This window comes from Cohnella sp. 56 (genome assembly GCF_037963805.1).
Classification (GTDB): domain Bacteria; phylum Bacillota; class Bacilli; order Paenibacillales; family Paenibacillaceae; genus Cohnella.
Genome location: NZ_JAZDQE010000029.1, coordinates 14,809 through 29,744, shown reverse-complemented (window position 1 = coordinate 29,744; position 14,936 = coordinate 14,809). Strand labels below are relative to the sequence as shown.

Annotated in this window: 9 protein-coding genes; 2 read left to right on the top strand and 7 right to left on the bottom strand. The window is 56.7% G+C overall.

The features are described 5' to 3' along the window. Positions 1-782 precede the first annotated feature (782 nt). On the bottom strand, positions 783-3,122 hold the full coding sequence (locus tag VQ071_RS28670; RefSeq protein ID WP_340518310.1) for a glycoside hydrolase family 2 TIM barrel-domain containing protein: 2,340 nt from the start codon (positions 3,120-3,122) through the stop codon (positions 783-785). Between the two features lie 412 nt (positions 3,123-3,534). Here VQ071_RS28670 and VQ071_RS28665 point away from each other — a divergent pair, with 412 nt between their 5' ends. Continuing rightward, positions 3,535-5,763 carry an AraC family transcriptional regulator gene (locus VQ071_RS28665; protein WP_340518308.1) on the top strand — a complete coding sequence of 743 codons (2,229 nt, stop codon included), beginning with the start codon at positions 3,535-3,537 and terminating at the stop codon, positions 5,761-5,763. Positions 5,764-5,822: 59 nt separating this feature from the next. Here the strand turns inward: VQ071_RS28665 and VQ071_RS28660 are convergent, their stop codons facing one another. The 4 genes from VQ071_RS28660 to VQ071_RS28645 all read right to left on the bottom strand — a co-directional run bounded on the left by VQ071_RS28660 (position 5,823) and on the right by VQ071_RS28645 (position 11,161). Continuing rightward, positions 5,823-7,442 carry an extracellular solute-binding protein gene (locus tag VQ071_RS28660; RefSeq protein WP_340518306.1) on the bottom strand — a complete coding sequence of 540 codons (1,620 nt, stop codon included), beginning with the start codon at positions 7,440-7,442 and terminating at the stop codon, positions 5,823-5,825. Positions 7,443-7,510: 68 nt separating this feature from the next. Then, positions 7,511-8,404 carry a carbohydrate ABC transporter permease gene (locus VQ071_RS28655; protein ID WP_340518304.1) on the bottom strand — a complete coding sequence of 298 codons (894 nt, stop codon included), beginning with the start codon at positions 8,402-8,404 and terminating at the stop codon, positions 7,511-7,513. 12 nt (positions 8,405-8,416) lie between these two features. Beyond that, the gene (locus VQ071_RS28650; protein ID WP_340518302.1) at positions 8,417-9,340 is read right to left on the bottom strand and encodes an ABC transporter permease; all 924 of its coding nucleotides are present in this window, start codon (positions 9,338-9,340) and stop codon (positions 8,417-8,419) included. A gap of 246 nt (positions 9,341-9,586) precedes the next feature. Next, entirely contained in the window at positions 9,587-11,161 is a 1,575-nt protein-coding gene (locus tag VQ071_RS28645) for an extracellular solute-binding protein (protein WP_340518299.1), read from the bottom strand. Positions 11,162-11,301: 140 nt separating this feature from the next. Between VQ071_RS28645 and VQ071_RS28640 the strand changes: the two genes are divergently transcribed. Further along, positions 11,302-12,177: a helix-turn-helix transcriptional regulator gene (locus tag VQ071_RS28640; RefSeq protein ID WP_340518297.1), complete on the top strand. Its 876-nt coding sequence runs from the start codon at positions 11,302-11,304 to the stop codon at positions 12,175-12,177. Positions 12,178-12,199: 22 nt separating this feature from the next. Here the strand turns inward: VQ071_RS28640 and VQ071_RS28635 are convergent, their stop codons facing one another. Beyond that, positions 12,200-13,570 carry an MATE family efflux transporter gene (locus tag VQ071_RS28635; RefSeq protein ID WP_340518294.1) on the bottom strand — a complete coding sequence of 457 codons (1,371 nt, stop codon included), beginning with the start codon at positions 13,568-13,570 and terminating at the stop codon, positions 12,200-12,202. Between the two features lie 182 nt (positions 13,571-13,752). After that, positions 13,753-14,910 (bottom strand): DUF2264 domain-containing protein, encoded by a 1,158-nt coding sequence (locus tag VQ071_RS28630; protein WP_340518292.1) that lies wholly within the window; start codon positions 14,908-14,910, stop codon positions 13,753-13,755. Positions 14,911-14,936: the final 26 nt, after the last annotated feature.

Sequence of the window (14,936 nt, the reverse complement as noted above, 5' to 3'; positions counted from 1 at the left end):
TGATGCGCAGGCTCGGCGGCCCCGCCGGGGCTACTGGCGCAAAGATGCACACTTACTGTGCATGATGCGCAGGCTCGGCAGCCCCGGCGGGGCTACTGGCGCAAAGGTGCACATTTATTGTGCATGATGCGCAGGCTCGGCGGCCCCAGCGGGGCTACTGGCGCAAAGGTGCACATTTATTGTGCATGATGCGCGGGCTCGGCGGCCCCGCCGGGGCTAGTGGCGCAAAGGTGCACATTTATTGTGCACGAAGCGCAGGCTCGGCGGCCCCGGCGGGGTGGCTAGTGCGGAGATGCACATTTATTGTGCATGATGCGCAGGCGCGGCGGCCCCGCCGAGGCTACTGGCGCAAAGGTGCACATTTATTGTGCGTGATGCGCAGGCGCGGCGGCCCCGCCGGGGCTACTGACACCGAAGTGCACACTTATTGTGCTTGAAGCGGAGGCGCGGCGGCCCCGCCGGGGCTACTGACACCGAAGTGCACACTTATTGTGCTTGAAGCGCAGGCGCGGCGGCCCCGGCGGGGCTACTGGCGCAAAGGTGCACATTTATTGTGCATGATGCGCAGGCTCGGCAGCCCCGGCGGGGTGTCTAGTGCGGAGATGCACATTTATTGTGCACGAAGCGCAGCGGCATAAGCGGGGCGGCTAATGCGGAGATTGGTCGATTCGAACATGTAAAAAAGCCCCTGCGGGCCGGCAAGACTCGCGTCTCGCCAATTGCCCGCAGGGAATAAGTGTGCTTCTAATGAATGGATCCATGGCATTGTATAGAAATCTTTCTCATCTTGTCTCGATGACGCCCACCGCCGCTTCCAGCTCCGGTGCCTCCGCCGTGACCATGATTCTCCCGGCTACCCCGTTCGTTCTAACGTAGGCCAGCAGCTTCCCTCGGTGGGCCTTTCTCGTCCCGGAGCGGTACGGCTCCAAGTCCTGCACGTCGCCATTTTCAATACCTACAAGCTCTCCGGGTCCTTCGACCTTCACGGTAATTGCCGGGTTGGCGAGATAGACAAGATTGCCCGCCTCGTCTGTCACCTGCACCTCGATATGAATGAGGTCTCTGCCGTTGCCTTCCGCTTCCATTCGCTCCAAGTTTAGAACACAGCGATGCGGCTGCCGTGCCGTACGCAGCTCTTGGCTGTGCAAGTTTCCTTCCGAATCTTGGGTGACGACCTTCAGCGTACCTTCTTCGAAGCTGACCTCCCAGCTGATATATTCCTGCGGCGAGTCCTGCAGCCGCTTGACGCCGAGCGAGCGCTCGTTCAAGAACAATTCTGCCTGCGGACAATTGGTATAGCAGAATACTTCGAGCGGTTGCCCCCGATCCCAATTCCAGTGCGGATGGGCATCCTGCCGTTTGCGCTTGCTGTCGATTGCCGGATGATCCCGGCTCTCAACGGCCAGATATGCCATCGGCTTGTCGCTCCACAGACTTTGCCGGTAATAATAGCTCGGCTTTTTGAAGCCGGCAAGATCCAGAAATCCGGAAGACGCAGCCCGCACGGGCCAGCCCTTCGCCTCTCCCAAATAATCGATGCCCGTCCAGATGAACTGGGCGCATATCTCCTCATGATCCCTGACGGCGCGCCATGCTTCGAGACTGGAGCTATTTTCGCTGCCGTAGATGACCCTGCCGGGATATTGGCCGCAGTCCCGCTCGTACAAATGCTCTTTATAATTGTAGCCGACGACATCCAGCGTATCGGCGAGCCCGATGAGATTGGACAGTTCAGGAAAAGCCAGGGCGGCGGTCACCGGCCGCGTCGTATCGCATTCTTTTACGTACTTCACAAGCCGCTTCGCGATCGTGGTCAATCTTTCCGCGTTGGGCTTGTTCGGATCGTATTTTCTCTCGGCCTCCGGCTTGTTCGCGTCGTTGTTCCCGGTCATCGTCTCAAAGTAAGGATGACAGTAAGGATCGTTCGGATAGTCGATTTCATTGCCGATGCTCCACAGCACGATAGAGGGGTGATTCCGATCCCGCAGCACCATTTCCTTCAGATCGGTCTCGGCCCACTGGGGGAAGTGTTCATAATAGCCGAAGTGCTTGGGCGGATAAACGTTATGTCCCGTCGACCATTTATTTTTGACGCCTTCCCACTCGTCGAACGCTTCGTCCATCACAAGAAAGCCTAAACGGTCGCATAAATCCAGCAGGTTGGAGGAAGGCGGGTTGTGACTCATTCGAATCGCATTGCAGCCCATTTCCTTCAGCGCAACAAGCCTGCGCAGCCATCCCTGTTCAGTAACTGCCGCGCCCAGCGCGCCTGCGTCGTGATGGAGGCATATCCCCTTGATCTTCATCGGTTCCCCGTTCAGAAAAAAACCTTTGTGCGCATCGAAAGCAAAGGTGCGGATACCGACTGTCGTCTCCACGCTGTCCAAGAGGCCGCTCTCCCGAAACACCTCAGTCCGCAGCTTATACAAACAGGGATCGCCAGGCGACCAAAGCCGAAACCTGTCAACAGAGAGAGTCTGGTCGAGCTCGGCGGCGTCCTGTCCGGTTAGCGTGATATTTTCCGCCACCGCCCCCACAAGTTCTCCGCGGGCATCCAGCAACGTTTGCCTGACCTGAACCGTGGCGGCTTCCACCGTATGATTAAGAAGCCGGACCTTGGCGTTCACTTCCGCACGGTCTCCGCTTGCCTGAAGCGTCGTCGCAAATACACCGTACCGGTCAATGTGAAGGGACTCCGTAACCGTCAGCGTCACCTCTCTGTAAATGCCCGAGCCGGTGAACCATCTCGAATCGGCGACGTCTGCATGATTGACCTTGACGGCAATGATGTTGTCTGAACCGGGGGTTACAAAATCCGTAATATCATAGGTGAACGCACTGTATCCGTACGGCCTCTCTCCCAGATAGTAGCTGTTGCACCATACGCGTGCATGATTGTATACGCCGTCAAAGGTAATATAGACCTGCTTGCCCTGCGCCGCTTCCGGAATTTCCAGTTTTCTTCTGTACCGACCTACACCACCCGGCAAATAACCGGTTCCACTCGAATGCTCCCGGGAGAATGCTTCTTCGACGGACCAATCGTGCGACACGGTCACCGTGCGCCAGCTTTGGTCCTCGAAGCCCTTGTACCATGCGTTTGAAGCATTGCCATGGTACATTTACTTCGCCGCTTTTACCACTGACGCCTGCCAGGCCTCTTCGAACCAACTTGTTTCGTGCGGCATGCCATACACCCTTTCGCTTGATCACCACCAGTTTATTCTTTTTCACTTCCCCTAACTATCGTAATGTCAGACAATCGGTGAACTTTCGAGACGAATCATCGTGAACGATTTTGTGCCGAATGAAGGATAACGAGCTGCCCCGAATCCGCTTGCTGTTCATAAATGACCGGATTGTTCACTCGCAACTGAATTGTTCACCGATGCCCGATTTGTTCACAGTGCAACCCCTCTTTCGTTCACAACTGAAGCATACCGCCACTTTTTCCCGTTCACAATACGAATATATAATAGTACAGACACGACCGAGGGATTGATCCGAATCGGGAGCACCGGGAGGAGCCAGATCATGCGCTTAAATCAAATCAGACGCAACGGGAAGCTATACGTGAGAATATTGCTGGGGCTCACACTGAGCATATCGCTCATCCTCGTTGCGAGCAGCTTCGTTTTCTATCTGATCTTCACGGACATGCTTCAGGACGAAGCGGTAGAAAACGATCTCGCCAACCTCCGTCAGACCGGCAAGGCCGTAGCGAACACGGCGGAAAGTGCGCAAACGGTCGCCTTTCAGATCTACCGCAACAGCGCGATCACTAAAATGCTGTATTACAGCAAGCCGGATGCCTTCGACACCCAGGCGGCCATGCTCGATCTGCGCAACTACCTGTCGACGATGCCGTTCGTCCAATCGATCTATGTGTACAATCCCGTATCGGGCAATTATTATATCGCCGCCCAGAACGGCCAGGAGGGCACCTGGCGTGAGCAGGAAGTGCGGGATACCGGCATCATAGATATTCTGGGCGACTACCAGACCTACAAGCCGTTCACGCCGATCCCGCGCACGATCAAGTCTTCGTCCGCGGGCGAGCCGGGTACGGGCGTCTATACCTACTTGTGCTACGACGCAATCAACTTCAACCGGAAGATCAACTCGGCCGTCATCGTGAACATCTCCGCTTCCTGGATCAACCGGGAGCTCGGCAAAGCGGAAACCGAGAGCTCGGGGCGCACCTACTTGATGGACGATCACGACACCGTGTGGACTGTCGACGATCTGGTGCATGCGAAGCTGAGCCCGGCGGATTCGACGCTGCTCGGACATATCATTGCGGATCAATCCTCCGGCTTCACCGTCGCCAAGTTCGAGAATCGGACGTCCCTGATTACATTTACGGCGTCTAAGCCCTACGATTGGCATTATATTCGCATCACGCCCTATGAAGAGATCACGCACAAGACCAAGGATATCCGCGGCAAAACGCTGCAGGTGGCAGCCGTCGTCCTGATCGTTGGATTGCTGTTTTCCTGGCTGATGTCCCGCTATCTGTACGTGCCGATCAACAAGATCGAAAAGCGGATGTCGGACCTGGAATCCGAAAAGCGCAACAGCAGCTACACGCTGCGTCAGAACACGCTCCGCAAGCTCGTTCAAATTCAGGACTTCGATCCGGGATATCAATTGGAAAGGCTGCAGAGCGTCGGAGTCACTTTCGATTTTACCCAGCCCTTCCGGTTGGCCTTTTTGCGGATCGACCGGTTCGACAGTCTCCGCAGCGAGAGCCGCAAGGACCTGTTGACCTATAAGTTCGCGATCATGAACATCGCCTCCGAGATCTCGACGAAGCTTTATGCCGGGGACTCCGTGGATCTCGAGGATGACGGCATTCTCCTGATGATCAATCTGGGCGAGCAGGACAACAGTACGGAGGCGCTTGTTGCGATGCTCAAGGACATTCAGAATGCCTGCATGGAATTTCTGCGCATCGGGCTGACGATCTCGCTGACGCCGGCGACGAGCAGTCCTCACGAGCTGCACTGCATGTACAGGCTGGCGAGAGAGACGACGGAGCAGCGGTTCTTCAGAGGCAGAGGCGCCATCATCGAGGCGGCCTTGCTGGCCGACGATCGCCACTCCTTCTCGATCGGCAAGGAAAAAAAGCTGATCGACGCGCTCGTCACCGGCAAAGCGGAGGAGGCGGCCGCCATGTACCGCGATATCTTGCAGGAAACGTCGGGATTATCGTTCAGGACGACGCAATCCGCGGCCAACCATGTGGGCGTCACGCTCGGCAATATGTTGGAGGAGATCGAACGTAACGGCTCGATGGGGCTCGGCATCGGCACGGAGCTGAGCATACCGGGCATCGATCAGTATGAGACGCTGGACGAGCTGACGGAAGCGATGGGGCGTTTTTTCAGCTTGCTGAACGCCAAGGTATTCGAGAAGCGGAGCAACAAGCAGGAGGACTTGATCCGCAAAATCAATGAGATTATCGAGACGCGCTACAACGATTCGAATCTGAGTCTGAATTCCATCTCGGAAGAACTGAGGATGTCCACCTATCATGTCAGCCGGGTGTACCGCCAGCATACGCTGACGACGATCGTCGATATGATCAACAACGTGAGGATCGAGAAGGCCAAGCTCATCCTGATCTCGACAGACGAGCCCGTAGCCGAGATTGCCGAGCGGACGGGATTTACGAACAGCTCCTATTTCCACCGCATGTTCAAGAAGCATACCGGCGTCACGCCGGTCGAATATCGCAAAGCCCGGAGCAACCCGCAATAAATAAAAAAGCTGCAGAGACCGCCGATCGCGGACCCTGCAGCTTTTTGTTATTCACTCTCTTACTGGATGCCGGCTTCGCTCAGATAAGCTAGCCATTGCTTCTTGTAAGCTTCCTGAATCTTGTCGAGGCCTGCCTTCTTGGCCTTGTCCATGAACGTCTTCACGCCGGCATCTACATCCTTGACTTGACCGGCCAGGAGCGGGTACAAATACTGCTTCTCAACCTGTTCAAGCGCCGAGCGCTCTGCCTGGTATTCCGTGTAGTCTTCGGCGAAGCCCGTGTAGATGTCCGGCTTCTGGACTTTGTCGAGCTCGTCGAAAATTTTCTTGACGCCGTCATAGCTCGGCTCGAACAGCATGAACTCCGGATTGCGCCATGCCCAGCCCTGCATCGCTTCGCGCGGGAAGCCGTTCGTGTTGGCGTCGCCCAGCATTTTGTAATAGCCATTGTCAACGGTGTAGTTGACGCCCTCGAAGCCATACTCGGTCAGTTGGTTATAACGCTTGTCCGTAACCATCTTTTCATAGAAAGCAAGGGCGCGTTCCGCATTTTTGCTGCTGGCCGGGATCGCGAAGCCATTGTGGATCGGATGTACCGGCGTCGCATAGCCCGTAGTGACCGCGAACGGCGTATAGCCGAGCTCCCAATCCGGGTGGAGCGTTTTCATATTGCTGTTCGTCTGGTTGTAGCGCGTCGGATTGTCACCCATCATGGCGGCTGCCGTGCCGTTGACGAGCTTATCCTGGTTGGTCGTCTTCTCGTTCAGCTCGTTCTTCGAGAAGTAGCCCTTGTCCTGCCAGCTCTTGAAGCGCTTCAGATCTTCCAGTTGCTCCGGCGATCCCCAGTAGGAAGTAATCTCGGCAGGCTTGTCATAGGATGCGAACATACCGTATGCCAATGCGCCGACCTTTTTGCGGTACACATCCAGGAACGTGTCGTTCAGCGAGCCCTTTACATCCGATCCGAAAGCAACGGGCTGGATCGACGGCTCGTTTTTCTTGATGCCTTCCATATAGGCTTCGAACGTCGGAATGTCGACCGGCGTCGGCAGATCGTACTTTTTGCGCAGATCCTCTCTCCATACGAAGCCGTTCGTGACGTATTCCTGATAAGTGGCCGGCATCGTGTAAATCTTGCCGTTGATCTTGACGGCGTCCCACATGTCCTTCGGCACGAACTCGTTCAGCTTCGGAGCCGCCTTCGGCAGCAGATCATCCAGCGGCAGGAATGCGCCCTTCTTGGCGTACTGCTGATACTGCGTCCAGTCGGCGGTGAAGATCAGGTCGACGTCCTGACCCGTCGAGAGCAGCAGCTTGTACTTCTGATCCCAGTCCGTCCATGTCGTGAAGTTGAACGTGACGGTCGCGTTCAGATCCGCCTCCGCCATCTTGTTGATCTCGGCCTCGACCTTCGGCAAGTCCTTGGGCGCGTTGCCGAGCATGTAGAACTGCAGGTGAACCTTCTTGGACGTATCGAGACCGGCGGGCGATGCAGAAGCGGATGCGGATGCGGATGCGGAAGATGAGGCAGACGACGATGCCGGTGCGGACGATTTGGCCGGTTCGGACGAAGCGCCTGCATTGTTGCCGTTGTTATTGCTGCTGCATGCCGTGAAGACCGACGCTGTCAGTGCCAGAGACAATGCGACCCCGGCTGTTTTCTTTACTCTGCTAACCATGTGAATCCTCCCTAATCATTATTGATCTATGTTAGCCGGGCATGGCGAGCATGCCCGGTTCTAACCGCTTAGCCCTTGACCGCTCCGATCGTCAGTCCCTTGACGAAGTAACGCTGAACGAACGGATAGAGGAACAGGATCGGTCCGGTGACGACGACCGCCATCGACATCTTCATCGTCTCGGTCGGCACTCCGTCGGAGAGGATGATGCCCGCTCCGGCGCCGATGCTCGACAGGAACGACGAGGTGTTGATGATGTTGTACAGATAGAATTGCAGCTGATACTTCGCGGTGCTGTTGATGAACAGCGCGGAGGAGAACCAGTCGTTCCAATAATGGAGCGCGAGGAACAGGCCGATCGTCGCCAGTCCCGGGATAGCGAGCGGCATCACGATACGCCAGTAGATCAGGAAGTCGCCGGCGCCGTCGATCTTGGACGACTCGATGACCTCGTCCGGCACGGCGGAACTGATGAAGCTCCGCATGAGAATAATCAGGAACGGCGTCATAAGCGACGGCCAGATAAGCGCATAGTACGAGTCGGTAAACTTCAGATAATTGTTGATCAGCATATAATAAGGAACGAGTCCCCCGCCGAACAGCGTCGTGAAGTAGATGAAGAAGGAAAATACGTTCCGGTATTTAAAGTCCTTGCGCTGAAGCACATAGCCTGCCATCGTCATCAGCAGCAGTCCGAGCGTGGTGCCGACGACTGTGACGAGCGTCGTCACGCCGTATGCGCGCAGCACCTCGTCCGGTACCTGGAAGATAACCTTGTAGCCCTCCAGGGAGAAATCCTTCGGCCACAGGCTGTAACCGCCCTGGATGATGGACGCATTGCTGGAAAATGAAGCCGACAGAATCAGCACGAAGGGGAGTATGCATAAAATGCAGCCCGCGATAACGATAACGTGAGCTAAAATTTGAAACCAGACGGATGTCCTGTCTTCCTTGATTCTCATCGGATATGCCTCCTAGAACAGCGCGTATTCCTTGTTGATCTTGCGTATAATGCCGTTGACGACGATGATAAGCGTAAATCCGAACAGCGATTGGTACACGCCGGCAGCAGTGGCCATTCCCATATCGAATGTCACCTTCAGCGAGCGGTAGACATAGGTGTCGAGGATGTCCGTCGTGCTGTACAACAGGCCGTTGTTGCCGACCATCTGGTAGAAAAGGTCGAATTGACCTTTCATGATCGATCCGAGCGAGAAGAGCAGCAGGATGACGAACGTGTTCTTCAGCATCGGAAGTGTGATATGCCAGGCGCGCTGGAACGTATTGGCGCCGTCGATCTTCGCAGCCTCATAGTAATCCTCCCCGATGCCCGTGATCGAAGCGAGGTAGATGACCATGCTGTAGCCGAAGCTTTTCCACAGGTAGAAGACGACGATCAGCAGAATCCATAGCTTGGGCTTGCTGTACACGTCGACAGGGTCCGCCCCCAGCGACTTCAGTACCGTGTTCAGAACGCCGTGTTCATAGTTGAAAATGTTGAACACGATGACGCTCAGGATGACAAACGAGACGAAGTACGGCAGGAACAATACGGATTGCGTAATCTTCTTGAACCATTTGCTCTTCACCTCGCTGACGAGGATGGCGACGGTAATGGAGAGCACGTTGCCCAAAATAATGAAGATTGCATTGTATCCGATCGTGTTGTAGGTCAGTTCGAGCAGCTTGCCCGACTTCCATAGAAAGTCGAAGTTCTGCAGTCCGACAAAGTCCAGTTTGAACAGCGACGTGTTGAAGTCGAACCGCACAAACGCGTAATAGATGCCGATCATCGGGAGATAGTTGTTGATGAAGAAATAAACGAGCACCGGCAGCAGCATAAGAAACAAAATCCGATTTTTTACCAGTTCCTGAATGAATCCGTTCTTTCTCGACATGATGTCGAGCCCTCCTTCAAATCAATCTGCATGGAATCTGTTGTGAACCCGGATCGCGATTGCCGTCCTCGGGAATGACTCAAATATAGTAGATCGCACTGGCCTGCCATAGTGAAAATCCAGTTCACCCGTGAAGTATCGAGCGTTTTGTTCAGTGAACGATTCTGACTTTTCTGCACAAAAGCCGGTTTGGACACAAAAAAAGCATGCGATTTGGATATCGCATGCTTAGGGTGCGGATGAATATCAGTTGGAACTGCGCGTTTGCAGATAGGTCAGCCACTGTTTCTTATATTCGGCTTGTACTTTTTCAAGCCCCGCTTGCTTGGCGTTTTTCATGAAAACTTGCACGCCGGCGTCTACATCGTCGACGAGCCCGGCCAACAGCGGGTATAAATAAAGCTTCTGCACTTGCTCAAGCGCCGTTTTCTCCGCCAGATAACTCGAATCGTCTTCGGCGAAGCCCGAATAAATATCCGGCCTGCGAATCCGATCGAGCTCTGCGAACATGCGCTCGACATCTTTATAGCTGGGCGTAAAAAGCATATAGTCGGGATTGCGCCACGCCCAGCCGTTCATCGCCTCACGCGGGAAGCCGTTCGTGGACAGATCCCCGATCATCCGGTAATAACCGTTCTCGATCGTATAGTTGACGCCTTCGAAGCCGTACTGCGTCAGTTGATTGTAGCGCTTGTCGGTCACGAGCTTCTCGTAGAAAGCAAGCGCGCGCTCAGGATGCTTCGCAGTCTTCGGGATCGCGTAGCCGTTGTGCGTAGGATAGACCGGGGTCGAATAACCCTTGGCCATCGGAAACGGGTAGTAGCCGAGCTCCCACTCCGGATGAGCTGCCTGCATGCTGTTCAGCATCTCGTTGTAGCGCGTCGGATTGTCGCCGAACATGGCGGCCGCCGTGCCGTTGATGATTTTATCCTGATTGTACTCCGACGTATTGAGCTCGTTATTGGAAAAATAGCCTTGATCGGCCCAGCGCTTGAACAGCTTGAGGTCCGCCAGCTGCTCCGGAGAGCCCCAGTACGACTTGATCGCTTCCGGATGATCGTACGTGGCAAGCATGCCGTAGGGCATCGAACCGATGGAATCCCTCGACACATCCAGGTACGAGAAGGCCAGCGCGTCCTGAATCTTGTCGCCGATCGCAACCGGTTGAATATCCGGCTCGTTTTTTTTAATGCCTTTTAGATAGGCTTCGAACGTTGGGATGTCTACCGGCTTCGGCAGGTTGTATTTCTCGCGCAAATCCTCCCGCCATACGAATCCCCCGGTCACATATTCCTGGTAGGTCGACGGCACGGTAAATATTTTGCCGTCGATCCTGGCTGCATCCCACATCTCAGCCGGCACGAACTGCTGAAGCCGGGGTGCCGCAGGAAGCAGGTCGTCGAGCGCCCGGAAAGCGCCGCGCTTGGCATATGTCTGATACTGCGTCCAGTCCGCCGTAAACAGCAAATCGACCGGTTCGCCGGAGGACAGCAGCATCTTGTACTTCAAATCGTAGTCCGTCCAGGCGATATAGTTAAATTGCACCGTCGCATTCAGCTCGGCTTCGGCCATCCGGTTGACGGCTTCCTGGACTTGGGGCAAGTCCTTGGGCGCATCGCCCAGCATGTAGAACTGAAGATCGACGTGCTCGGATGTATCGATTCCTGCCTCTCGGCCAGACGTCACTGCGGGCGCTGCCGAAGAGACGGGGGACGATGCGGGGATGGAAGCCGCTGGTTGCTCCTTGTCCTGACAGCCGGACAGCATCGCGGCCCCAGCGAATGCGAGCCAAATGATGTTTACTCCAATTCTGGCGTTCATGCTCAATACCATCCTCCTCCCGTCTAGTTTACATCAGATATTGCCGCTTCGGAAATAGCCGTTGCTTGCCATGCGGCCGCTGTTCCCCCATTATTAGAAATCAAGGAACAAGGAAATTCATTAACGCAAGGAGTGCCGACATGCGCGTCTTTGAATTGACCTCGCCGCCGCTGCCGTATTACATCGCCAGCGGCTCGGCCCGGTTTCATCCGGGAGACCGGCATCGCAGCCGCCAGCATATCCGCGTATTCGATCTGTTGTACGTGCTCAGCGGCTGCCTGTTCATCGGGGAGGATCAGACGCACTACGAGCTTCGGCCGGGCCAGGCGCTGATTCTGAGTCCGGACAGGCATCATTTTGGGGTCAAGGATTGCGAGACGCTGACGCGTTATCATTGGCTTCATTTCCGTACGACGGGCGAAAGGCGTCTCGCAGAGGATGACGGAGCGCCGAGACCCGAGCCTGCGCCCGGAACTCGGCCGCAGTCCTCCGAGTTCGATACGCTTCCTTTCACGCTCAGGCTGCCCCAATATACGACGCTGTCTCAGCCCGCAGCCATGGAGGAGAGCTTCGCAGAGCTTAACAGCCTCTCCCCTTCGGCGCATCTCAGTTCCACCCCGCTCAGACAGCAGATCTTGTTCCAGGAGATTCTCGGTCTCTTGATCGGCTCGCTCGAGCGTGAGCGGCTGACGCCACATGCCCATTGCGCGGAGCGGGCGGCTTCCTTCTTGCGCACGCACTACCGCGAACCGATCACAGCCGCGATGCTGGGCGCTCGCTTGAACTTCCATCCGGTCTACATTGCCCGCTGCATGAAGCGCAAGTACGGCTGCTCGCCGATGGAGTACTTGATCCGCTACCGGATCGAGCAGAGCAAGCTGCTGCTGATGGAATCCGCCTACACGGTGACGCGGATCGCGTCGGAGGTCGGCTTTCGCAACGCGACCTACTTCAGCTCCGCCTTCGCGAGGCTCGAAGGCGTATCGCCCCGTCAATACCGCGGGCAGTTCTCGTGAGATCCCTTCCTGCATGTGCGCCTCATGCCTGCTCGGCGATCGCCGCCGTCCCGGCCCGGCGCTCTCTCGCCCGCAATATTTTGCCGCTCCGCCACCGGCTCAGCACCAGCATACCCCGCACCGTCTCGTCGGCGAGCATGCACCAGTAGATGCCGGCGAGGCCGAGGCCGGCCTCCACGCCGAATGCGTAGGCGCATCCGACGCCGATGACGGACATCGATACGAGCGCCGTGCACATCGTGAACCGGGTATCGCCGATGGCGTTGAGCGCATTGCTCATCGCCATGTTCAGCATCTTGGCCGGCTGCAGCAGCAGATTGATCGCGAGCATCGACAGGCATAGGGCTTGAATATCCGGATTGTGCGTGAACAATCCGATGAGCGGCCGCCCCAGCCCCCACATGAGCAGCATGTTCGAGATGACGATGATCCATCCAATATACAGCGTTCGATAAGCGCCTCTGTATGCCTCGACGATGCGGCCCCCTCCGAACAGATGCGCGGTGCGTATCTGCCCTGCCATGGCGACGGCATAGCCGAGCGTGAAGCAGTACGACTCCAGCGTATTCAGGTACGTTCTGGCCGCCAGCGCCTCGGTGCCGATCCATGAGATGAACGAATAGACCAACAACTGAGAAAATGTCCAACTGGACGCCTGGATGCCGATCGGCCAGGCGATCTTGATAATCTCCTTGACATAGGCAAGTTTGAGCGCAAAAAACTCACGGAGCCTCACCCGGTCCCCGAAGCATTGCCGGAACATCACATACAGAAGCGCTGCGCCGATAAGCCTGCTGATCAGATTCGACCAAGCGATGCCTTCAAGCCCAAGCTTCGGGAAGCCGAGTGCGCCGAAAATGAACAAATAATTGAGTGCGATATGCAGCACGTTTATCGCAACGCCCGTATACATAGGCCCGCGCGTATAGCCTGTATTGCGGATGGCCGTGCCGAACGAAATGCTGAGTCCCACCAAAAACATGCCGCCGCCCACGTATGAAATATACACGCTCGCCATCGGACGCAGCGAATCCGCGATCCCCAGCATGCCGCCGATCGGACCGGCGAATAAAAAAAGCGCAAGGCTGAGCAGAATGCTGAGCGCGCCGCTGAACGTGACCCCCATCAGCGCGAAGCGTCCGGCATCCTCCAGACGGCCCGAGCCCATGCGCTGCGCGATGAGGATACCCGCTCCGCCGGCGAAGGATGTGAACAACGTAATCAAAGCGCCGAACAACTGGCTGGATATGCCCACGACCGCCACGGCGTCATCGGAGATTCGGCTCACCATCAGGGTGTCTACCGTTCCCAGCAAGGTCTGCAGGAAGATTTCAAGGAAGATGGGCCAGGCGAGCATCCATAAACCGAACGAGTTCCCGTTTGTTTTTTGCAAAAAATAAACTTCCCTTCCTTGTTGCTGTTTTGCCGCGTTTCATCCCAATTATATTGAATCCTCGGTCTCTCACCGTTATGAATGCAAACCTAATGCTTAAAGATTTAAACCTCTTAATTCATGAACGACAAAGGGGACCTCCGAAGAGATCCCCTTTGATCCGGTTTACATGCCGTATACTTTCACTTCCCATATTTCTCCTCATGCGCGTGGTCGATCGGCACGGCGAGTTCGCCCGGCCGATCCCACAGGCGCTTCTGCGTCCAATCGGCTGCCCCTTGCCAGAAGGCCGCGCCGGGCGGCAGTCCGAGCGGGAGAAACGCCGTCGAGCACAAATACAGGCTGCCGGTCGATATATAAGGTTCGCCCAGCTGCGGCTGATAGCCGTGCAGGCCGATCGTCAGCCAGCCTTCGCGGTCGAACGTGCCGTCCGCGTCCAGCGTCTTGCGGATGACCGCGGTGAGCGCGCCTCTGACCTGGGCGGGTTCGACATCGGGAGGCAGCGTCTCCTTCAGCGCCATCTGCGCCAGATGCTGAAATGCGCCGCAGCGATATGCCAGCGAACGGCCGAGCGGCGGAAACGAACCGTCCGGCCCGATCGTTCGCTCCAGCACGCCCGCGTACCGCACGCCTCTGACAGCCGCCTTTTCCCGAAGCGCCCGCCAGTCTTCGTGACAATGCCCGACGGTGTCCAATATATCGATCAGCATCGGCTGGATGACATAACTGTTGTAGTAATCCCAGTGGAACTCGGGACCGTCGCCGTAGATGCCGTCCCCCGCGTACCACTGCTCATGCTGCCTGACGCTGTAATCGATCCGCATCGGGTCCCACGCTTCGCCGATCCGGTACAGCGCGGCCTCGATCATGCCCGAGAACAGCAGCCAGTTGCTGAACACCGGCCGTATGGCCCGCGTCGACAACAGCGTCGTGCGCAACTGGACCTGTACGCGCGGCTCCAGCTCGTCCCACAGCGCCTGCGGCGCCCGGATCAGCGCGTGAGCGAGGAAGGCCGCATCAACGAGCGGCTGGCCGCCCTCGCAGAAGTTAAGGCAATCCGGCGACTGCGGATCCGTCGCGGCGTCGATCGCAGCGCGGGCGAGTCCCGCCATCCGCTCCCGCTGCCGTCCCTCCTCGCCGTCCCGCACGCCATGCTCGAGCCACGGCGCCAGTCCGGCCAGCGAACGGCCGAGCGCTTCGAGCCCGGCGTACTTTTCCCGCCCCTGTCCCCCGCTTGCGACCGGCATGCTGTCTTTCAGCCGCCTATCGTGCAGTGCCTCCAGTACGGGTCGCGCGATGCGCAAGAGCATATCGAGCCAGTAATCGCGATCTTGCGTCATATGTCCGCTCCTCCATCCGCCAATCT

Excerpts from the sequence above, each read along its gene's own strand:
- VQ071_RS28655 (WP_340518304.1), bottom strand. The coding sequence starts at position 8,404 with ATGAGAATCAAGGAAGACAGGACATCCGTCTGGTTTCAAATTTTAGCT.
- VQ071_RS28640 (WP_340518297.1), top strand. The coding sequence starts at position 11,302 with ATGCGCGTCTTTGAATTGACCTCGCCGCCGCTGCCGTATTACATCGCC.
- VQ071_RS28670 (WP_340518310.1), bottom strand. The coding sequence starts at position 3,122 with ATGTACCATGGCAATGCTTCAAACGCATGGTACAAGGGCTTCGAGGAC.
- VQ071_RS28645 (WP_340518299.1), bottom strand. The coding sequence starts at position 11,161 with ATGAACGCCAGAATTGGAGTAAACATCATTTGGCTCGCATTCGCTGGG.
- VQ071_RS28630 (WP_340518292.1), bottom strand. The coding sequence starts at position 14,910 with ATGACGCAAGATCGCGATTACTGGCTCGATATGCTCTTGCGCATCGCG.
- VQ071_RS28660 (WP_340518306.1), bottom strand. The coding sequence starts at position 7,442 with ATGGTTAGCAGAGTAAAGAAAACAGCCGGGGTCGCATTGTCTCTGGCA.
- VQ071_RS28665 (WP_340518308.1), top strand. The coding sequence starts at position 3,535 with ATGCGCTTAAATCAAATCAGACGCAACGGGAAGCTATACGTGAGAATA.
- VQ071_RS28650 (WP_340518302.1), bottom strand. The coding sequence starts at position 9,340 with ATGTCGAGAAAGAACGGATTCATTCAGGAACTGGTAAAAAATCGGATT.